At 46.7% G+C, this 21,150-nt stretch carries 18 protein-coding genes; 12 read left to right on the forward strand and 6 right to left on the reverse strand.

Features of this window, described 5'->3' with window-relative positions; genetic code table 11:
• Nucleotides 1-149 precede the first annotated feature (149 nt).
• Entirely contained in the window at nucleotides 150-614 is a 465-nt protein-coding gene (locus KD145_RS01920; RefSeq protein ID WP_212004232.1) for an Lrp/AsnC family transcriptional regulator, read from the forward strand.
• On the opposite strand, the gene KD145_RS01925 is transcribed toward KD145_RS01920, so the two are convergent.
• Nucleotides 615-2,618 carry an ATP-binding protein gene (locus KD145_RS01925; RefSeq protein ID WP_212004233.1) on the reverse strand — a complete coding sequence of 668 codons (2,004 nt, stop codon included), beginning with the start codon at nucleotides 2,616-2,618 and terminating at the stop codon, nucleotides 615-617. It lies immediately after the preceding gene.
• 266 nt (nucleotides 2,619-2,884) lie between these two features.
• On the opposite strand from KD145_RS01925, the gene KD145_RS01930 reads away from it, so the two are divergent.
• From KD145_RS01930 to KD145_RS01945, 4 genes are all read left to right on the forward strand, one after another.
• A complete protein-coding gene (locus KD145_RS01930) occupies nucleotides 2,885-3,169 on the forward strand; it encodes a SelT/SelW/SelH family protein (RefSeq protein WP_212004234.1) in 285 nt (94 codons plus the stop codon).
• Between the two features lie 116 nt (nucleotides 3,170-3,285).
• Nucleotides 3,286-4,461, forward strand: coding sequence for a BamA/TamA family outer membrane protein (locus KD145_RS01935; protein ID WP_212004235.1), 1,176 nt, complete (start codon nucleotides 3,286-3,288; stop codon nucleotides 4,459-4,461).
• An 82-nt stretch (nucleotides 4,462-4,543) separates the two neighbouring features.
• Nucleotides 4,544-5,560: an outer membrane beta-barrel protein gene (locus KD145_RS01940; protein ID WP_212004236.1), complete on the forward strand. Its 1,017-nt coding sequence runs from the start codon at nucleotides 4,544-4,546 to the stop codon at nucleotides 5,558-5,560.
• A gap of 123 nt (nucleotides 5,561-5,683) precedes the next feature.
• Nucleotides 5,684-7,231, forward strand: a complete 1,548-nt coding sequence (locus KD145_RS01945; RefSeq protein ID WP_212004237.1) for an IS1182 family transposase — start codon at nucleotides 5,684-5,686, stop codon at nucleotides 7,229-7,231.
• A gap of 153 nt (nucleotides 7,232-7,384) precedes the next feature.
• On the opposite strand, the gene KD145_RS01950 is transcribed toward KD145_RS01945, so the two are convergent.
• Nucleotides 7,385-8,338 carry an aldo/keto reductase gene (locus KD145_RS01950; RefSeq protein WP_212004238.1) on the reverse strand — a complete coding sequence of 318 codons (954 nt, stop codon included), beginning with the start codon at nucleotides 8,336-8,338 and terminating at the stop codon, nucleotides 7,385-7,387.
• An 80-nt stretch (nucleotides 8,339-8,418) separates the two neighbouring features.
• Between KD145_RS01950 and KD145_RS01955 the strand changes: the two genes are divergently transcribed.
• From KD145_RS01955 to KD145_RS01975, 5 genes are all read left to right on the forward strand, one after another.
• A complete protein-coding gene (locus tag KD145_RS01955; protein ID WP_212004239.1) occupies nucleotides 8,419-9,228 on the forward strand; it encodes a hypothetical protein in 810 nt (269 codons plus the stop codon).
• 106 nt (nucleotides 9,229-9,334) lie between these two features.
• Nucleotides 9,335-9,676, forward strand: a complete 342-nt coding sequence (locus KD145_RS01960) for a hypothetical protein (protein ID WP_212004240.1) — start codon at nucleotides 9,335-9,337, stop codon at nucleotides 9,674-9,676.
• A 49-nt stretch (nucleotides 9,677-9,725) separates the two neighbouring features.
• Entirely contained in the window at nucleotides 9,726-11,120 is a 1,395-nt protein-coding gene (locus KD145_RS01965) for a TolC family protein (protein ID WP_212004241.1), read from the forward strand.
• A 31-nt stretch (nucleotides 11,121-11,151) separates the two neighbouring features.
• Nucleotides 11,152-14,349, forward strand: a complete 3,198-nt coding sequence (locus tag KD145_RS01970) for an efflux RND transporter permease subunit (protein WP_212004242.1) — start codon at nucleotides 11,152-11,154, stop codon at nucleotides 14,347-14,349.
• Between the two features lie 21 nt (nucleotides 14,350-14,370).
• The gene (locus KD145_RS01975; RefSeq protein WP_212004243.1) at nucleotides 14,371-15,462 is read left to right on the forward strand and encodes an efflux RND transporter periplasmic adaptor subunit; all 1,092 of its coding nucleotides are present in this window, start codon (nucleotides 14,371-14,373) and stop codon (nucleotides 15,460-15,462) included.
• A gap of 424 nt (nucleotides 15,463-15,886) precedes the next feature.
• Here the strand turns inward: KD145_RS01975 and KD145_RS01980 are convergent, their stop codons facing one another.
• From KD145_RS01980 to KD145_RS01990, 3 genes are all read right to left on the reverse strand, one after another.
• Nucleotides 15,887-16,531, reverse strand: coding sequence for a MarC family protein (locus KD145_RS01980; RefSeq protein ID WP_212004244.1), 645 nt, complete (start codon nucleotides 16,529-16,531; stop codon nucleotides 15,887-15,889).
• Nucleotides 16,532-16,590: 59 nt separating this feature from the next.
• Complete coding sequence (locus tag KD145_RS01985; RefSeq protein ID WP_212004245.1) at nucleotides 16,591-17,211, reverse strand: trimeric intracellular cation channel family protein; 621 nt, start codon at nucleotides 17,209-17,211, stop codon at nucleotides 16,591-16,593.
• Nucleotides 17,212-17,276: 65 nt separating this feature from the next.
• Entirely contained in the window at nucleotides 17,277-17,534 is a 258-nt protein-coding gene (locus KD145_RS01990; RefSeq protein WP_212004246.1) for a hypothetical protein, read from the reverse strand.
• 283 nt (nucleotides 17,535-17,817) lie between these two features.
• On the opposite strand from KD145_RS01990, the gene KD145_RS01995 reads away from it, so the two are divergent.
• A complete protein-coding gene (locus KD145_RS01995; RefSeq protein WP_212004247.1) occupies nucleotides 17,818-19,998 on the forward strand; it encodes a DPP IV N-terminal domain-containing protein in 2,181 nt (726 codons plus the stop codon).
• A 121-nt stretch (nucleotides 19,999-20,119) separates the two neighbouring features.
• On the forward strand, nucleotides 20,120-20,500 hold the full coding sequence (locus KD145_RS02000; protein WP_212004248.1) for a hypothetical protein: 381 nt from the start codon (nucleotides 20,120-20,122) through the stop codon (nucleotides 20,498-20,500).
• Here KD145_RS02000 and KD145_RS02005 read toward each other — a convergent pair whose 3' ends face one another.
• Nucleotides 20,501-21,142, reverse strand: a complete 642-nt coding sequence (locus KD145_RS02005; RefSeq protein WP_212004249.1) for a VIT1/CCC1 transporter family protein — start codon at nucleotides 21,140-21,142, stop codon at nucleotides 20,501-20,503. It lies immediately after the preceding gene.
• Between the last annotated feature and the right edge of the window lie 8 nt (nucleotides 21,143-21,150).

Raw genomic sequence — 21,150 nt, forward strand, 5'->3', positions numbered from 1 at the left:
GTACGATGCTGCGAAGCTATGTAAATGCAATTGAATTAAACCGGCATTATGGCAATATTAGAAAATATATACTAGTTTTGGAGATGATATAGTTTAGTTTAACTGGAAAAGATGCCCTGTTGCCACTTTTTCAGATAAAATCGTCTGACATGGAAACACTCGATAAAACAGACCGCCGCATACTGGAAGTATTGCAGCAAAACGCCCGCCTCAATACCAAAGAGATCGCGCATCGTATAGGCCTTAGCGTTACACCTACCTATGAAAGGCTGAAGAAGATAGAAAAAATGGGAGTCATCAAAGATTATGTCACCCTGCTGCATGCGGATAAAATAGGTAAAACCCTTGTCGCTTTCTGTAACGTATCACTGCAGCTGCATTCACAGCCACTGCTGAAAAAATTTGAAGCTGCCATCAGTCAGATGGAAGAAGTGATGGAATGTTACCACGTGGCCGGTACTTTCGACTACCTGCTCAAAGTGGTAGTAGATGATATGCGTAGCTATCAGCATTTTCTGACCAACAAACTGGCGGCCATCGAAAACATTGCACAGGTACACAGCTCCTTTGTGATGACGGAGATCAAACACGGTACGGCATTCAGACTGGCGTAACTATCTTCTCAGTACGCTCATGCCACTTACAGGATTGTCCTGTAATACTACCGTATAGCCGCGGGCGTTAATATCCTGTTCATCAGACAAGGGAACGGTAAAATAAAAGCAGCTGCCTTCTCCATGTACGCTGGTAAACCAGATGCGGCCATGGTTGCGCTCCACAAAATCCTTGGAGAGGTGTAATCCCAGCCCGCAGCCTTTCTCGTTGCGGGTGCCGGTAGTGGAATAATATATATTGGAGAAAATACGATGCTGGTCATCTGCCGGAATACCGGTGCCATTGTCTTTGATGGTCACTTCTGCCTCGCCGTTTTCGAACCTTGAGGAGATAACGATCTCGCCGCCGCCGGGAGTGAATTTGATGGCATTGTTAATCAGGTTGCGCAATACGAGGCGTATCATATCAGGATCTGCATAAACGAGAATGGCACTCTTCAGCTCATGCGACAGTTTCACATCTTTCTGCCGCGCCAATGTCTGCAGTAATTCAAATTCCTGGTTGAGCAGAAGGGTGAGGTCGAAGTCATCTGATTTTACACTGATGCCTTTCATCTGATTGCTGGCCCATTGCAGCATGTTGTCCATCATGTAGGCCGTATTTTTTACATCTCTCCACAGCTCGTCGGTATAAAAACGAAACTGCTGGGCATCCATCTTTTCATCTTTCAACAGAAAAAGCAATCCTTCCAGAATAGCCAGTGGAGAGCGCAGGTCGTGAGAGATCACGGAAAATATTTTGTCCTTAACCTGGTTGAGGTTTTCCAGTGTAGCGTTTTGTTCGAGGATAATATGATTTTGCAGGGACACTTCCTGGGTTTTGCTGTTCAGCTGCCGGTACAGTTCCTGCTGATGTTTGTACAGTCGATATACCATTACGGTAATCAGCAGCAGTGCAAGGAAAAGGGCGGCCCCGGAGAGTACAAGTACCTGTTGTTGCTGTATGGTGGCGAGATGTAGCTGCTGTTCCTTTTTCAGCATGCTGTTTTCCCGTTGTTTTTTCTCTGTTTCATATTTCATCTGCGAACGGGTAATCTGCCGGCTTTTTTCCAGGTTGAAGTAATCGATGTTACGTTCGCTGAAAGCCTTGTAATGCCGCAGGGCAGAGGCGTAGTCATTGCGGGCGGAGTCGAGTTTGAAGCGGATCTTATAATAGATCATTTCATTTTTGACGTTGCCCAGTTTTTCATTGAGCGCTTTGGCGGCATCCAGATTTTTCTCTGCGCTCTTCAGATCGCCCAGCTGCGTCTGTACTTCAGCCAGGTTAAGACTGGCTTTGGTAAGTCCGGGCTGGTTGTCGGTAGCCTTGTAGTATTGAGCAGACAGCAGGTGGTACTGCAAAGCCACATCATAATGCTCTTCCAGCATCGCCACAATACCCAGATTTTCATAGGTATAGGCCAGCCCGCGCTCATCGCGCAGTGCTTTTTTGAGCTTTTCGGATTTATATAGATAGATAAGGGCAGAATCGGTTTTTTTCAGGGCAATATAAGCGGAGCCAATGTTATTCAGGGTTTTACTGATCTCCGGGGTTTCATTGAGTTGTTCTTTTAACTGTAAGGATTTCCGGAGATAGATCAATGCATCACGGGGGCTGTTTTGTTCGGTGAAAATATTACCAACATCATTGTTGAGGATGCCCAGGGTGCGGATATCTCCCTGTGTTTCTGCCAATTTCAGCGCGGCCAGGGTATATTCCAGCTGTTTGTCGAGGTTACCTTTGGTATTCTCCACCAGTGCGAGGTTGCGGGTGGCCCATATTTTCCCTTTGGTATATCCCAGTTCGCTGCTGAGATTGAGGGCTTCCTCTCCGTATCGGGCTGCAATGACGGCATCTTTGGTAAAGTATATGCGTGACAGTTGGTTCAGCAGGTCTACCCTGATGGTGTCTTTCTGTGTGTGAGCGTTAAGGGTCTGCTGCAGGCTATCTATTCCGCTTTGCTGAGCCCTGGTAGCAGGAGACAACAGTAATAAGCACAGGGGAATAAAAATGCACTTTTTCAAAGGTATGGCCGGCAGCATAGTGTAATATTGTTGGCAGTGACATAGTAGAGCGATTCGGGGACGGTCCACTTAATTTATTGCATAAAAATAAAGATAATGGAGCACGATTCAAAAGAACGATGGATAAAATGTGTGTTAGAACGTGTGATTTTTGTGTTATAGGCTGTGAATGCCAATCTGGTCGTATCTTCACAATGTACCGGCAATAGATAAATTTGTCTAGCTATTGCCGTTAAACATAAACTTTTAAATTTCAGGCGATTAATATGAAACCGGTTATTACCATAGCTTATTGCCCCAAATGCGGATGGCTGTTACGGGCTGCGTATATGGCGCAGGAACTCCTGACATCTTTCACAGAAGAGCTGGGCGGTGTTACTTTACGTCCCAGTGAAACTGCAGGTACCTATACCATCTTCCTCAATGAAGAAAAAATATTTGACCGGAAAGAAGCCGGGCATTTCCCGGAGATAAAATTCCTGAAACAGCTGGTACGCGATCATGTAGCACCCGGCAAAAGTCTGGGCCACTCAGACAGGAGTACTGATTAATTGGAAGATGGTCATCATGATACAGGCATAAATGCAATCGATTATGCGTTAGGGTTAGGATGGTTTCTTCCCGGAAATCCGTAGTTCGTAATGCGTAATTGTTTACATTTGCGCCCATGTATAAAGCACTTAAGATCACGGTGTTGCTAACTTCATTGGCAATAGGTACCCAGGCGCAACAGGATACAGTTACAGCAGATAAAACAGTTCCGGCAGACAGCCTTGCATTCCGGAAAAAGAGCTTTTTCCCACTGCCGGTTTTAGGCTACTCTCAGGAGAAAGGTCTCGAAATAGGAGCGGCGATGTTGTATTCTTTTTATACGGATAACGCCCACCCGGATATCACAACGCGTAACTCCACGCTCAACCTGATCCCGGCTGTGACCACAGAAAATCAGTTTAAAATTGATCTGAAGGCCAATATCTGGACCAGGGGCAACACCTGGCACTATAAAGGAAACCTCCGTTATCATAATTTCCCGCTGTATTTCTTCGGCATCGGCAACGACACCCGTTATGACACCCGCTCCCTGCTCAATAATATCCGCTATAAGGCCCATCTGGAAGCAGAACGCCGTATTACCGGTCATTTCTATGCGGGGGCTTCCCTGCTGTATCAGAACGACTCCTACAGCAGCAAAGACGATAAGGGTCTATACAACACTTTGCCGCTGATAGGAAAAGAAGGCGGGCATGTTACCTTCATCGGACTGACAGGCATCTTCGATAACCGCGACAATCAGAACTATACCCATAAGGGCTGGTGGCTGAAATTGAATGCGGCCTATGCGCCGGCATTTGTCAGCTCAGAACCCCTGTTCAAACTGGAAGCGCAGGGAGTCCATTTTATCTCCCTATCCCGCAAAAGCACGCTGGGCCTGAATGGTATCTTCAACAGCCTGCAGGGTTCCAATTTACCATTTTACCTGCTGCCGGAACTGGGCAACGACCAGATGATGCGCGGATATTACACCGGCCGTTACCGCGATCAGAACTACCTGGCAGCACAGGCAGAATACCGCTACCTGATCGATCCGAAAATTCATATACACATCTGGTTTGTAGATGTGAAGCCTAAATTCGCACTGGCAGCTTTCGCTGGCGCGGGTTCGGTGTTTAATAACCACAATTTTGCCTTGTCTGGCTTCAAACCCAGCATGGGCGGTGGTATCCGCTACTTCTACGATGAAAATGCCAAACTGACTATTCGTATAGACTACGCCGTGGGTGAGAAACTCGCTGGTGAGTCAAGACAAAAGGGATTGTACTTGTCGCTGGCAGAAGCATTTTAAACAACTTTCTGGGCTGCTTGTTATGTGAGAACAATTCTTTAACTTCCTAGAAGTTGAAACCCATCTCACAAAACCACTGTTTATGAAAAAAGTGCACCTGTTTTCAGCCGCTATGCTGGCATTAGCACTCGCAGGAAACGTTCAGGCCCAGGAACGTTCCGGAGTTGCCCCTCATTCAAAATTTTATCTCAGAGCATTTGGCGGTTATTCGTTTAGTGTTTTCTCGGGACAATTCCCGAATGTTGGCCCATTTCCACCACAAGACCTGCATACCGAATTTAATCCGGCTAATCCCAACCCGCTGGACACCATCAGCCGAAAAGTACTCACGGGCTCTTATGGCGAGGGTGTCAGAGGGGGGCTGGCCTTCGGTTACAACATCAACAAGTACATGGCCGTGGAAGTATCTTTCGATTACTATCACAGTAAGAAAAACCTGATGACCAAAAATCTGACCACACTGGTTGGCAATGGTAAGCAACTGGTAAGTGTTGAATCTAACGGTCATGTAAATGCCCTGATCTTTACACCCGGTTTTGTACTGAGCCCGGGTTTTGAAAAGGTCAACCCCTACATCCGTTTTGGGGCGGTGCTGCCGCTGTGGGGTCGCCTTTATATTGACACGGATGTGGACCAGCTGAGTACAGTGCCCAATATTCCTCCTGGTACACAAGTACATACGGTTATTCATCGTAAGGAAGAAGTAAGGCCCAATATCACCCTGGGTTTTCAGGGCGCCCTGGGCGTATCCTTTTACCTGAGTCCCCGCTTCGACATCTTCGTGGAAGCAGAGTATAAAAACGTACCGGTAAAAAGTAAAAACAAGGAAGTCACCACCTATACGGAAACCAACACCCTTGTTAGCGCTGCTTCCGGTGCTACTTTGCAGCAGTTGCCAGGCCGTGGTCTCAGTGACCTCAGTCAGGCAGAAAAGAAAGTTGATTATGTGACTACCCTCGATCGAAGCTCCAATACCAAGGTTAATCAGATTGGTGCCAGGGTGTTTTATAAAAATGATAACGCGCCCTCCAACGATCTCAAGTCATACATTAACATCGGTGGATTGGGAGCAAATGCAGGGATCAAATTCAGACTATGATGAATAATGATACTGCTGATGCGCCTGATCAGCAGAGATAAAAAAGGGGGTGTCTCAAAAGACACTCCCTTCTTTTTTTTTGGGGGGGGAAATCTGCGGGGTAGCTTTTTCCGTTTTTATAGTATGCCCAAAGGAAAAACACTATCAGTAGTCTTTAAAGCCAATCAGCAGCACCAGGCTATGCTTTTCCCTCCCGAGATTGGGGATCTGATAGCCGAGAATCACCCAGTTCGTGTGGTGGATGACGTAATAGAAAAGATCGATATAACTTTATTGCTGAAGCGTTATAAAGCAGGAGGAACCAGCAGTTACCATCCCAGGATGTTATTGAAAGTCCTTATTTACGCTTATATAAATAACATTTACAGTAGCCGTAAAATAGAGGAGGCACTAGGCCAGAACATCCACTTTATGTGGCTTAGTGGTATGAGTAAACCCGATCATAATACGATCAACAGGTTCCGTGGTGAACGCTTGCAAAAGGTATTACAACCTATATTCACCCAGGTGGTATTGTTGTTATGCGAAGAAGGCTTACTGAACATAAAAGAACTGTACACTGACGGGACAAAGATAGAATCGCAGGCAAATCGCTACAGTTTTGTATGGAGCAATGGCATTAAGTACAGTAAAGAAAAAATAAAACAGCAGCTTAATGACTTGTGGAAATATGCACAATCAGTGGCAGCTTCAGAATTGGGTGATGATACGGACCCATCCGGATATGACAAAATCGACAGTGAAAAAGTCAGTAAAACAATAGCGGCCATCAATGACGCCCTCAAAGAAAAACCCATAGACAAGCGGATCAGACAAAAGCTGGGATATGCTCACCGTAACTGGCCTTCAGCGTTGGATAAGTATGAGCAACAGGAACAAATAATAGGCTCTAACCGCAATAGCTATAGCAAAACAGATCCCGCCGCTACCTTTATGCGTATGAAGGAAGATCATATGAAGAATGGTCAGCTTAAACCAGCTTATAATCTCCAGATAAGTACTAATAATCAATACATCGTCAATTACAGCCTTCATCAGCAGTCCACGGATACATCAACTTTAATCAGTCATCTCCTGCAGTATATACGGTTATATAAACGAGTGCCCGCCAATATTACAGCGGATGCAGGGTATGGCAGCGAACAGAACTATCAATGGCTGGAAAACAGGAGAATTACGGCTTATGTTAAGCATGCTTCCTTCGATCGCAACCAGCACTGGTCAACTAAAACCAGGGAAATGTTCAAGGCCCAAAACCTACCCTACAATGCTGAAAAGGACCACTATATCTGCCCTGCCGGCCAGCGAATGCGTAGAAAAAGTACGTTCCCAAAAACAACTAAAAACGGTTACAGGCAAACAATAACTACTTATCAAGCCAGAACATGCGAAGGATGTACATTACGGCAGATGTGTCATGATCAACAAACAAATCGCATCATAGAAGTAAATCATAATCTAAATCGTCTTAAGGCGCTGGCTGACAAACGATTAAAAGGAAGAAAAGGAATACAGAAGCGTAAACAGCGTTGCCATGACGTGGAATCTGTCTTCGCAAATATTAAGCATAATCATGGCTTTAAAAGATTTATGCTAAAAGGGATGGATAAAGTGTCAATCGAAATGGGATTAATGGCTATGGCACACAATCTTAGAAAGAAAACAGCATAAAATCAGGTTAACCCTTCACTTCTAAAAATGGAAACTGGAGAATCATTATAACAACCGGAATTTATAAAAAAGAAGCCGTCTCTTGTTTTGAGACGGCCCCTTTTATCAAAAGTGATCTCCGTTCATCCGGAGCATCAGCAGTATCAGCATTCATCACAGTTCATAGTTGCTGGCGGTATTCAACAACAACACAGCTTCATGGTCCAGCTGGAGCTGGACGCCATGCATAATTTCCTGGAGCTGCACTATGTTGGTAGCGCTGGCGATGGGTGCTGTGATAGCAGGGCGGGTGAGGAGCCAGGCAAGCGCAACACCTGCAGGTGTGCTGTTGTAACGGGCCGCTATCTTGTCCAGGGCCGCGAGTATACGCATACCCCTATCGTTGAGGTAGTTGAGTGCTTTCTTGCCGCGGGCTTTACTTTTGGCGACATCTGCCTGGTTTCGATATTTACCGCTAAGGAAACCACTGGCCAGGGAATAGTAGCAAATCACACCGATCTGATGTTTTTCGCAAACGGAGGCCAGTTCTTTTTCGTAGCCGGCGCGGTCATAAAGATTATATTCCGGCTGGAAGGTATCGTAGAGGGGATAGCCGTGCTGCTCGCTGGTATGCAGACTTTCTTCCAGTCTGGCAGCGCTCATATTGGAAGCCCCGATGGCCCTTACTTTGCCTGCTTTTTCAAGGATGGCATAAGCTTCCAGGGTTTCTTCCACTGGTGTACTGCTATCATAGTGTGTTTGATAAAGATCAATGTAGTCTGTTTGCAGGCGTCGCAGAGAGTCTTCAACAGCCTTGAGGATATAGGCTTTGGTGGTGTTGGCTCCTTGTCCCATATCGCCGCCTACTTTGGTGGCAATCAGTACTTCGTCCCGGTTGCCACGTTGCTGCATCCACTTGCCGATAATCGTTTCCGATTCGCCACCCTGATTGCCAGGTACCCAGCGGGAATAAACATCGGCGGTATCGATCAGACTAAACCCGTTATTGGTAAACTCATCCAGCAGTTTAAAGGAAGTGGCTTCATCCACAGACCAGCCAAACACATTGCCACCAAAGGCGAAGGGCGCTGCTTCCAGCCCTGATTTTCCAAGTTTCCGTTTTTCCATGGTTATTTATTTGATGCTGAGGTCAGCTTATCCATAGCTAATTTAACTACTTTTGTGTTTCATCTTTTTATTTTATGCGAATGCAAACAGGAATATCACAGGAAGACTTCAACTGGGTGACGGGCAATTTTGGTAAACAAAGTGGCAATTCATACATGGATATGAAAGAAGATGTGATCCATGAAATATTTCCGGACAAGGTTGTGATCGGCACCCGTTTTCTGAACTGTGCTTCGTATGAACTTTCTTTTGCAGACAATCAGCTCCACATTAAGAAGAACAGGCTGGACAACCACATGTTGCAGGAGAAAGCGAAGATGATTCCGGATGAGATGCAGGAAGAAGATGTGGAAGAGCTGGTAACCCTCTGGGAGAATATGCTGCGCGAACTGAAGATGAAGGAAAAACTGAAAAGTCTCTCCAATGCCCGGGAACTCATGGCTCAGCTGTACCTGGATATTTTTGATGAAGAAGAGGCGGAAGAACAGATTGATAACCTCCCTGAAGTGGTAACCCCAAATGTGACGGTTATCTGGGAAGAGTTGCAGGTGGCATTACAGCAAACCGGCAACCTGGCTGATTTTGAATGGAAGGAACTGTCAGATGAAGGTACCTATGCGCTGAATGAGTTGTCGCCGGTGGTAAAAGCCGGTGCTTCCCTGGAGGCCCCTACCCAGGACGAATATGAAGAGATCCTGGCTGCCGAAGATTTTGCCAAAGCATTGCTGGATCATTTCAATCGTCAACTGGAAGACTATGAACTGAAGATCGTCGCTATCGGTCCATCTCTGGATGAATATCAGTCTTTTGCCTGTTTCCCTATGCAGGACTTCAGACTGGCCAATGCAGTGCTCAAAATGGAAGAGCTGTGCCTGATCTGCTTTTTCTGATGTACGAACATGCTTCCCTCGCATTAAAAAATCCTTAAAATGTAGGTAGTGACTGGCTAAAGCCAGTAGCATTGAATAACTTTAGTGCATATAAAGTTAGTTGGGTGTGAAACTACTAAGGCTGTTATTCCTTGTACTCATTGCAGTATGTGTGCTACCACAGGTGGAGCAGGCAGACAGCTATGCACGTGCAATGGTAGGGCAGCATAGCTTCAGTGTTACACAATATGTGCTGAAGCATACGCCTCACTTCCATACTACCATCAAAAAATTAAAGCGTCGTCCGGTAGGCCTCAACGACAGTAACAGTCAGGTATGTTCTATCATCAGCTTTAATATTCCTCCCCGTTTTATTTATGTAGATGATGCCACCAGTGGGTATCATTGTAATCCCTATCTCAGTGTTCCTGTTCCGCTCAGAAGCTGGCGAGGCCCTCCCGTAGCCTGATTCCTCCTTTTTTAGATATTTTTTACTGACCAATCTTTCCAGCGAATTTATGCGTATACATATAGCCGCGAAAAAGAGGTATGGGCTATTGTTATGTCTGTTGCCCTTTACTTCTTTGTTCGCCGGACCAGTTGCAGACAGCCTTTCACTCAGGCAGGCTGTTGAACTGGCCCTATCCAATTATCCTGCCGTAAAGGCAAAGCAGGCCCTCGTAAAAGCGGGCCAGGCCAGTGTTACAGATGTTAAACATAACTGGTACCCGGCCCTGAAACTACATGAACAAATAGATGCAGGTACCGATAACAGTATATATGGGTCTTATTTTTCCATGGGTTTGATTCCGTCTACTTCAGGCGGTATCCGGAGCGAAAACAATCCGGCCCTCATGAGCGGCAATATCGCCATGGCCGCCATGCAATGGGAGATCTATAACTTCGGTGCCTATGGTTCCCAACAGGCTGCTGCCCGTCAGGACCTGCACGTAAATAAGGCCGATCTGGGCAATACAAACAACCAGCTTACCTTAACAGTGATCCGGGACTATCTCGAACTGTTACGGCTAAACGAACTAAAACAAATACAGACAGATAATATCCGTCGTAATGCGGAAATGGCGCGTGCCGTGACCGCTATTGTACTACACGGTCTGAAACCGGGTGTAGACAGCGCCATTGCTGCCGCAGAACTTTCCAAAGCCAGGCTTAACCTACTGGAAGTATCTAACCGCTTCGATCAAGTGCGCATTGAACTGGCAGCTTTTACCGGACTGGATACGGCCCGGGTAAAGCCCCGTATCGATAGCAGCGCTGATCTTCCCATGCTGCTGCATCCGGACACGGTGGGTGTTACTGATCAGCATCCTTTGCTTGAATACTACCATGCCCTGTACCAGCGGCAACAGGCGCAGGAACAGGTAGTCCGCAAGCAGCAGCTGCCCAAGGTCAACCTGATGGCCGCCGGCTGGATGCGTGGCTCCAGCGGCTCCTTCAACGACATGTACGATAAGAACCTTTTGAGCGGACTGGGATACAGCCGCTACAACTATCTGCTGGGATTAGGCATCACCTGGAACGTTACAGATCTGAAACATACCCGGGAAAAGCTGGCGGTACAACAACAGAAGTCTGCCGCTGCAGAACAGGAGCTGGAAACATCCCGCACTGTGTTGCACAGCATGTACCAGCAGGCTCAGGCCGATATACTAACGGCACAGGCTAAACTAAAAGAACTGCCCTTGCAGCTACAGGCCGCACAAGCCGCTGCCAGACAGCAAATGTCTCTTTACAGACACGGGCTGACCAGCATTATAGAGGTGACCAACGCGCTGTTTGTGCTCAACCGGGCAGAAACAGACCTGGTTCAGGCTCATGACGAAGCATGGAAAGCGCTTTTCCGTGCGGCCTATGCAGACAACAATCTGCAGCAGCTGGTTAACAACCTTTAAAGAAGGAGGTTTTCATCTTAAAGTTATTATTATGTCTTTAGTTTCTTCAGCCTTGAAAAAGCCGATTACAGTGGTGGTAATCACCACTGGTATGTTGCTCTTTTCTATACTGGCTATCATTAATATTCCCATAGATATCTTCCCCAAACTGAACCTGCCCACTATATATGTGATAGAGCCTTACGGCGGGATGTCTCCGAAACAGATGGAGGGCTTTTTTGCTACCGGCCTGCAGGATCAGTTTTTATACGTAAACGGTGTGAAAAATATCTCCACCAAAAACATACAGGGGTTAACGTTATTGAAGCTGACTTTTTATGAAAATACCGATATGGCGGAGGCGTCCGCCCAGGTGGCGTTACAGGTAAACAGAGCGATGAAGCTTTTTCCCCCGGGAGCCCTGCCTCCGCAGGTGGTCCGTTTTGATGCGTCTTCGCTGCCGGTGGGAGAGCTGGTGATCAGTAGTCCTAACAGACCGCTGAAAGAGATTTCCGACCTGGCTGCTACCCGTATCCGGCCTATGTTTGCATCGGTGCCTGGATTGTCGGCCCCACCTCCTTTCGGAGCCAATTCCCGTTCCGTGGTAATCAATGTGGATCCGCAACGATTGCGCAGTTTTAATCTGGCAGCCGATGAAGTAGTGGAAGCTATTGCTAAAAACAATGTGATGACACCTTCCGGCAATATCCGTATTAACAATACCATGTTTGTGACTACTATCAACTCCCTGGAGAAAGAGGTAGAGGATTTCGGTGAAATTCCGGTGGTGACAAACGGCAATGCTACTGTTTTTGTGAAAGACGTGGCCAGGGTGGCTGATGCAGCGGATGTAACGGTGGATTATGCACTGGTAAACGGAAAACGTTCGGTTTATATCCCGATCGTAAAAACAGCCGACGCCTCTACCTGGGAGGTGGTGAAAAAACTGAAGGCCAAACTGCCGGAGATGCAGAATCTCCTTCCTGATGATGTGAAAATATCTTATGAGTTTGACCAGTCTGTATTTGTGATTAATGCTGTGAAAAGCCTGGTAACAGAAGGTTTGCTGGGAGCTTTGCTCACAGGGCTGATGGTGTTGCTTTTCCTGCGTGACCTGCGCAGTTGCCTCGTAGTAGTGGTCACCATTCCGATTGCCGTTTTGTGTGCCGTGATGGGATTACAGCTGGCAGGGCAGACCATCAATCTGATGACCCTAAGCGGATTGGCACTGGCCATCGGTATCCTTGTAGATCAGGCTACAGTGACCATTGAAAACATACACCAGCATCTGGAAATGGGCAAGCCCATCCGACGCGCCATATTTGATGCCTGCGAGGAAATAGCATTTCCGCTGTTGCTGATATTATTGTGTATCCTGGCGGTGTTTGCACCGTCTTTTATTATGACGGGTGTGCCCAAAGCGATGTTCCTGCCATTGTCTTTGTCTATTGGCTTTGCGATGATTGCCTCTTACTTTGCCGCACAAACGCTGGTTCCTGTGGTATCCAACTGGTGGCTGAAAGCGGAGAAATTTAATCATGCTCATGCTGGCCTGGCACTCGATAATGCTGAAATAGCGGAAGTAAAAGAACATCTTGAATATCAGGAAACAACAGCACCAGAAAAAAAGGATTTTTTCGAGCGATTTAAAGGCCGGTTTATACAGGTGCTGGAAAACAGTATGAAACGTTCCCGGCTCATCGTAGGAATATATGTGACCGGAGCCTTGCTGCTGGCTGGAGGCTTTTACTGGTGGATAGGGAAAGACCTGATGCCGCATGTGAATGCAGGCCAGTTTCAGCTACGGCTGCGGCTGCCGGATGGTACCCGGCTGGAGCGTACAGAAGCCAGTCTTCACGAAGTGCTGGATATCATCGACAGCACGGTAAACGGACATGTAGCTATCAGCTCCGCCTATGTGGGACTGATCCCCAGCAGTTATGGTACGAGTAACCTGTATATCTTCAACAGCGGTACCCATGAAGCGGTGTTGCAGGTAAACCTGGATGAAGATTACAAGGTGGATATTGAAACGCTGAAAGACAGGCTGCGCGCCAATATCAGAGCTAAGATACCGGAGATGCGTTTGTCTTTTGAACCGATTGATCTGACAGAAAAGATCATGGCACAAGGTGCTTCTACACCTATAGAACTGCGCGTAGCAGGAAAAGACATGAAGCAAATAGCCGGGTTTGCAGAAGTATTGGTGGAGCGACTGAAAAAAATACCTTATCTGCGTGATGTACAAATAGCACAGCCTCTGCATTTCCCGGTGATCAATATTCAGGTCGACCGGTTAAAGCTGGCACAGATGGGATTAAATATTTATCAGGTGGCACGTTCGGTAACAGCTTCCACTTCTTCCAGTCGTTTTACAGAAAAAAACCAGTGGCTGGATGAGAAGGTAGCCTATACCTACCAGGTGCAGGTACAGGTGCCGGAATACAGTATGACTGCTGTCAACGACCTGAAGGAAATTCCGCTGGTGCCCGGACAACCCAGGCCGGTGCTGGCAGACGTAGCTACTTTCAGGACTGGTGAGATGCCGGGAGAATATGACCGTAGCGGACCGCGTAGGTTCGTTACTGTTAGTGCCAACGTTTCGGGTAAAGATCTGGGGGCAGCAACAGCAGCGGTGCAAAAAGTCGTGGCAGCAGCAGGCGTGCCGCCAAAAGGTTTGGTGGTAGAGCTGAAAGGCGCTTCCAGCCTGCTGATGGAGACGCTGGACAGTTTACAACATGGGCTGGCCATCGCAGTAGTGGTGATCTTCCTTTTGCTGGCAGCCAATTACCAATCGTTTAAACTGTCTATGGTGGTATTGTCTACCGTGCCGGCAGTAATTGTGGGTGCTTTGCTGGCCTTACTGCTGACCGGTGCTACGCTCAATCTGCAGTCTTATATGGGGATGATCATGTCTACCGGTGTATCGGTAGCCAATGCCATCCTGATTGTTACTAATGCAGAGAAACTACGTTTGTCTTATGGTGATGCAGGTAAGGCGGCTGTGGTGAGCGCGGGTATTCGTTTAAGGCCGATCCTGATGACGAGTCTGGCAATGATTGCCGGTATGATTCCAATGGCATCCGGTTTGGGAGAAGCAGGTGATCAGACAGCTCCGCTGGGCCGTGCAGTAATAGGAGGGTTGATTGCCTCTACATTCGCTGCATTACTGATACTTCCGCTGGTATATGCGCGGGTACAGCGAAAAACAACCATGGATTCTCCTTCTTTAATGCCTACAGATCTTTAAATACTTTTAAAAATATTATTTATGAAAAATATACATATTGTTTGGATGATGCTGGGCCTGGCGGTTGCGCTGGCAGCCTGTCATTCGGAAGCCAAACCTGAATACAGGGAGCCTGCCACAAAAGGACGGCAATACCAGCTGGCAAAGGTGGTACAGGAGCCGCTGTCGGGTAGTATTCGTCTGCCTGGCACACTGGAGGCATTTCAGAAAGTGAGCATTTACCCGAGAGTAAATGGTTTTGTGAATCGTGTCCTGGTAGATCGTGGTTCCCGTGTAAAAAAGGGACAGGTGCTGCTGGTGCTGGATGCTCCGGAGATCACACAACAATATTATGCAGCGCAGTCGAAGTACCTGCAGGCTGCTGCCATGTATGCAGCCAGCAAGGATAATTATGAGCGTACGATTGCCACCAGCGATGAAACACCAGGTACTATTTCCGCGCATGATCTGGAGCTGTCTAAAGCCCGTATGCTGGCGGATAGTGCATTGATGAACAGCGAACAGGCCAACTTGCGGGCGAGAGGTGTTATGCGTGATTATCTGACTGTAACAGCACCATTTGATGGTGTGATCACAGAAAGAAATATACACCCTGGTGCGCTGGTGGGCCCTGATACTAAAGTAGGGGATAAACCTATGCTGATGCTGGAAGAGGAAGACAAGCTGAGGTTGATTTTACAGGTGCCTGAAATTTATAGTGGGCAGCTGATGAATCAATCGGGTGTGAACTTTGGTGTAAACGCTATGCCCGGGAAAACCTTCCAGGGAACGATTTCCCGTGAGGCAGGTACCTTGAATGACCGGTATCGTTCTGAGGCTGTGGAGATAGATGTAGAAAACAGTTCACGCACCCTCAAACCAGGTATGTATGCAGAAATCACCATGCCTGTAAATGGTTCGGCAGCTGCACTGGTAGTACCTTCTTCAGCGGTAGTGATGTCTACGGAAAGAAAATATGTGGTGATGCTGAAAGATCATCGTACCAGATGGGTGGATATACAGGAAGGAAATCACCATAACGATTCCACAGAAGTGTTTGGAGATTTGAAAGCAGGAGATGAGGTGATTGTGAATGCTACCGACGAAATCAAGGAGGGGACTACAGTTCATTAACTTCAGCAGTTATAAAAACATGCCGTCCCGAGGACTCGGGACGGCTTTTTGCTAACTGTTCCGTCTATATTGATTTCTTTTGTTCCTATTGAAAAAAGGGAACGGTAACATCCACCTAGTAATCAATAACGGATATTTACCTGTTGTTCAACTAAAAAAAGTTAATGATCACAAAAGTATATTGACATGTCCTTCGACATGAATATTGTAGAACTGAAAAAATGGAGGATTTGGTTAATCAGACTGCCCTTATAATAATAAATTTGTCATATCGGGTTAACTTTCCCTGGATGATGTGTGTACTGAACAAACTCAAAGTGGTCCACGCCAATAGCTGTTTATCAAATAACTGGATAACTATTTCGTCCGCGTCATTGCTTAAATAACACGAAACGATTTGAAATTGTTGTAAAGGAGGGAAAAATTAGAAGTTGAACAGCTCTTTAAGGCCAAGGGCGAACATCTGAACCCCGATCACCGCGAGGATTAGCCCCATCATTTTGGTTATTACCATCATAACGTTGGTGCCGATAATGCTGACAATACGTTCACCGGCGATAAACAATAAATAGGTGATGTAACATATAATGGCGTATACAGCCATAACAATGGCAAGATGAGTCAGGTCTTTGGCGGCTGAATAGCTCATGGAGGTAGTGATAGCGCCGGGGCCTGCCAGTAATGGCATCGCCAGTGGAGTGATGGCCACACTGATGCCCTGGTCAGCCTTTACAGGCTGGTCGCCCAGTTTCTCGGCCTGTACGCTCTCGCTTTTGCTGCGCACCATTTCATAACCAATCACAAATACCAGGATACCGCCGGTTACACGCAGTGCGGCCAGTGTAATCCCAAATACATGAAAGATCAGCTTCCCGGCCACACTAAATACCAGGATGATAGAAAATGCTATCAGCACGGATTTGGTGGCAATGTTCCGCTTCGCTTTTTTATCCATATAGGAAGTAAGCTCCATAAAAACGGGAATAGCGGAGATGGGATTGACAATAGCCAGCAATCCCATGAATACTGTAGTGGCAAACGCGAAGTAATTATCGAACAGAGACATCATAATAGCAATATAGGAAATTTATTAATCCATATATTTCAAAAATTCAAAATCTCTAAATATTATTTTCTATTGTCGATACGTGGTAGTTGCCAGTTATAACGCAGACTTAAGAGACGTATGCTCACTATAACGGTAACGGATATACTCTGTATGATATCACCGGAGCAGTTAGTGAAAATACCTGCCAGCACATAAAGGCAACCACCTGCGATGGAGGCTACCGCATAGATCTCACGGGTAAACAGAATCGGTTGTTCGCCGGTAATAACATCGCGGAGCAGACCTCCGAATGTTCCGGTGATAACGCCCAAAGCCACGCATACCGGCACTGGCAGCCCCGCCGCCATGCCTTTGTTGATACCGGTGATAGTGAATAGTCCCAAACCAATGGCATCAAAAATATTGAGCCAGCGTTGCAGTTTTTTTACATAGGAGAAAAATACAGCAGCGATGATAGCGGCCGCAATGATGGCCGTATTACTGAGTTCATCGGTCATCCAGGCTACAGGAGTGGCGCCGATCAGCAGGTCACGTATCGTTCCGCCCCCAATGGCGGTAATAAAAGCAAGGGCCAGGAGCCCTATAACATCGTATGATTTATTGATAGCTGCTGTTGCACCGGAAACAGCGAATGCAAAGGTGCCGCATAGTTCCAGCCCCTGTATATAGGTGAGTTGCATTTCCCTCGTCTGATTTTACCGCAAGATAAACAGTCTGCAGGAATTACTTCACAGTCAGCTACAGATCAATAATCGTAATCGTATTCACCACGCAGGGTACGCTCAATCTGATTGCGGAGGTCGGTACTGAAGCCTTCCACTTCTATTTTAGGATGATTGTCCAGGTTGATACGAAAATGGCCTTTTTCAAGGGCAAGGAGGTCATATATATCTTCTAGCAGGGCATACAACAGTTTTTTGGTGTTCTCGGCAATCTGGGCCAGAAAAGTGTCTTCAAATTGGAAGAATTCGCGGTTTTTATAAGATAAGGTAACTTGTATCATAACCAGATGGTTTTTCCAGGATAATAATTTAAAAGTAAATGCTGCTGGCAGGTCTGATAACCAGCTGATAATCATTAATTAATTGTTATTAATTGCATAAAAATAGAAAAAAAGAAATTATTTTTTTTCAATATGTCCACTTTTTTATCCACATCTCTCGAAAAAAGTTAAAAAAGGTTTTATCTTCCGAAGTTAACCATCACCAACCGGATGCATCAATTGGTCAATATTGTTGCAGTTTACTTCTAAAATTTTGGCTACCATTGTGTTTTATATATCCACAATGAAGAAAATAACACTATTGGTCATCGTGTTGGCAGTAAGTAGCACCAGTCTGTTTGCCCAACCAGGAAAAGGAATCAGATGGTCCCGCGATGGACGGGCCACACTAAAGGCTGAACCAGAGGGCATTGTCGCCAGCCCCTTATCCGGAGCAGCTCCCACCGTGGTAGTACCCTCCTCACAATACACCCCGGCAGGTACCGCCAAAGCACTTCCCATCCGGGATTTTTATTTTTCCGCTGACGAAAAAAAACTGCTGATCTACACCAACGCAAAGAAAGTATGGCGTTACGAAACACGTGGCGATTACTGGCTGCTGGACCTGGCATCCGGTAAAATGCAACAGTTGGGTAAAGATAAACCTGCTTCTTCCCTCATGTTTGCCAAACTCTCACCCGACGGCAGCAAGGCGGCCTATGTCAGTGACCACAACCTCTATGTGGAAGACCTGAAAACAGGCGAAACCAAAGCGCTCACTACCAACGGTACCCGCCGCTTTATTAACGGTACTTTTGACTGGGCCTATGAAGAAGAATTCGGCTGCCGCGACGGTTTCCGTTGGAGCCCCGATAGCAAAAGCATTGCCTACTGGCAGATTGATGCTACCAAAATCCGCGACTTCCTCATGATCAACAATACCGATTCCATCTATTCCTTCACTGTGCCGGTAGAATACCCCGTAGCAGGAGAGAGCCCTTCTGCCTGCCGTGTAGGCGTGGTCGATATTCAGACTGCCGGTACTCAATGGCTGGAAGTGCCCGGCGATGCGCAACAGCACTATATTCCACGGATGGAATGGGTGCCCGGAAAAAAACAACTGATCATACAGCAACTTAACCGTAAGCAAAACGACAGTAAAATTATGCTCTGCGATGCTACTAACGGTAAAGTACGTACGCTGTATGAAGAAAAAGATAGCGCCTGGATCGATGTGAAATCCCGCTGGGATGATGATAATATTGCCGGATGGGACTTTATCCGCAATGGAAAGGAATTCATCTGGGTGAGTGAACAGGACGGATGGCGCCATCTTTATAACGTCAACGCAGAGAACGGGAAAGCTACGTTGCTGACACCCGGTAACTATGATGTGATCAGCATCGCCAAAATAGATGAAGCCAATAATCAGATCTGGTTTATGGCCTCTCCGGATAATGCAACACAACAGTATCTGTATAAAATATCGCTCAGCGGTGGCAAAGCTGAACGCGTAACACCTGCCGACCAACCCGGTACACACGAATACCATATTTCCCCTTCCAGCTCCTGGGCCATACATCAGTTCAGCAATGCCTGCACCTATCCGGTGAGTGAAAACCTGGAGTTGCCTGGCCATACCAGCAGTACCCAGGCTGTCGCCAAAGCGATCCGGGAATCAGCCTCCGCGGGTAAATGTGTGGAGTATTTCCAGGTTCAGACTGCCGATGGTGTTACTATTGACGGATGGATGCATAAGCCGGTGAATTTTAATCCTTCAAAAAAATATCCGGTTGTATTTTATGTGTATGGTGAGCCCGCAGGCGCCACTACATTGGACGCTATCGGTGCAGGCCGCAACTTCCTGTACAATGGAGACATGGCTGCAGATGGTTATATCTATGTATCGATGGACAACAGAGGAACACCGCTTCCCAAAGGACGTTACTGGCGTAAAAGTATCTATCGTAAGGTGGGCGTGCTCAATGCCCGCGATCAGGCACAGGCTGCCCAGGCGCTGATGAAAAAATATGCTTTCATTGATCCTGCCCGTACAGCGGTGTGGGGCTGGAGCGGTGGTGGTTCCATGACGCTTAACCTCCTGTTCCAGTATCCTGAAATCTATAAAACCGGTATTGCTATTGCAGCGGTAGGTAACCAGCTCACCTATGACAACATCTATCAGGAACGTTATATGGGCCTTCCGGAAGAAAACCGGGAGGATTTTGTTAAAGGGTCTCCCATCACCTATGCCCACAACCTGCAAGGCAATCTGCTCTATATTCATGGTACCGGTGATGATAACGTACATTACCAGAATGCAGAAATGCTGCTCAATGAACTGATCAAAAACAACAAGCAGATACAGTTCATGGCCTATCCAAACCGCACCCACAGCATCTCTGAAGGTAGTGGTACCTTTACACACCTCTCTACGTTGTACACCAACTATCTGAGAGCGCACTGCGAACCTGGAGGAAAATAAGGATGATATTTTGGTATTTTGATATTTTGGTATTTTGACATTTTATAATCCCAATACCAAAATATCAAAATACCAGAATACCAAAATTCTCTAACTTGCGGTCTTTAACAAATTGAATTACATGTCTAAAACTTCTGTTATCGGGATTCTTGCTGTAGTGGTAGTGATTATTTGCGCATTTTTCCCGTGGGCTGCTATAGAAAGCCGGCACCTGGTTTTTACAGGATTAAATACTACCGGGTCCAGCTATGGAGAACCGGGGAAACTGAATATTTTCCTGGGAGTAGCGGCGGCCCTCATCTTCCTGTCCAAAAATAAATGGGTAGCAAGAATGAACCTGTTTGTAGCTGGTTTCCTGTTGGCCTGGACCTTCCGTAATATGTTGCTTTTTTCGCGTTGTGAAGCTGGCATCTGCCCGCAAACGGGCATTGCGCTCTATGTTTCAGTAGCAGCAGCGGCAGTGGTGTTTGTATGTGTACTGTTTACCCGTACACGTCCCTGATCAGAATATTTTATGTAATACCCACGCTCCGCAAAATACTCCGGCGCCCATTATCCAGTAACGTAATACAACTGGTAATGGGCGCTGGTTCGTTATTTTAGCTTTTATAAAACTGAATACTGTTAATCCGAGGAAAACCAGCATCATACTGGTTTGTGAGGCAGCCCCGAAATTCTCGTTGGACAAATAAGGTCCGAACGACAAAGACGCTCCCAGTAAAAAAAAGAAGGCAGCAAATAAAGCACTGCGTACAGCACGGCTACGGTTAAACGTAGTTTCCACTACCTGTTCCTGCTGAAGGGTGGTTTCCCATAATACAGCATCTTTTTTCATTTCATCCTCAATATGGGCGATGGTGTTGTCATGGATGTCCAGCTTTTGCAGCTTCTGTCGTTCTTCATCAGACAGGAGGAGGCTATCATGCTGGGCATCGCCTTTATTGGCCTGGTAGGTGCTATATATTACCAGGAGGCTTCCGGCGATACAGATGCCCAGATGGATATTGTAGAAGGTTTGCACTTCCATGGGGAAGGTCTGCATGACCTGGGTAGCAAAAAATAGCAGGAACAATCCATCGGGAAAGCCAATCATGAAGTCGGTTTTCCACCCGGAACTGCGGATGGCTTTATGTGATGCTGTCATACTTTCCA

It is taken from the genome of Chitinophaga sp. HK235, from assembly GCF_018255755.1.
In the GTDB taxonomy this organism is placed as follows: domain Bacteria; phylum Bacteroidota; class Bacteroidia; order Chitinophagales; family Chitinophagaceae; genus Chitinophaga.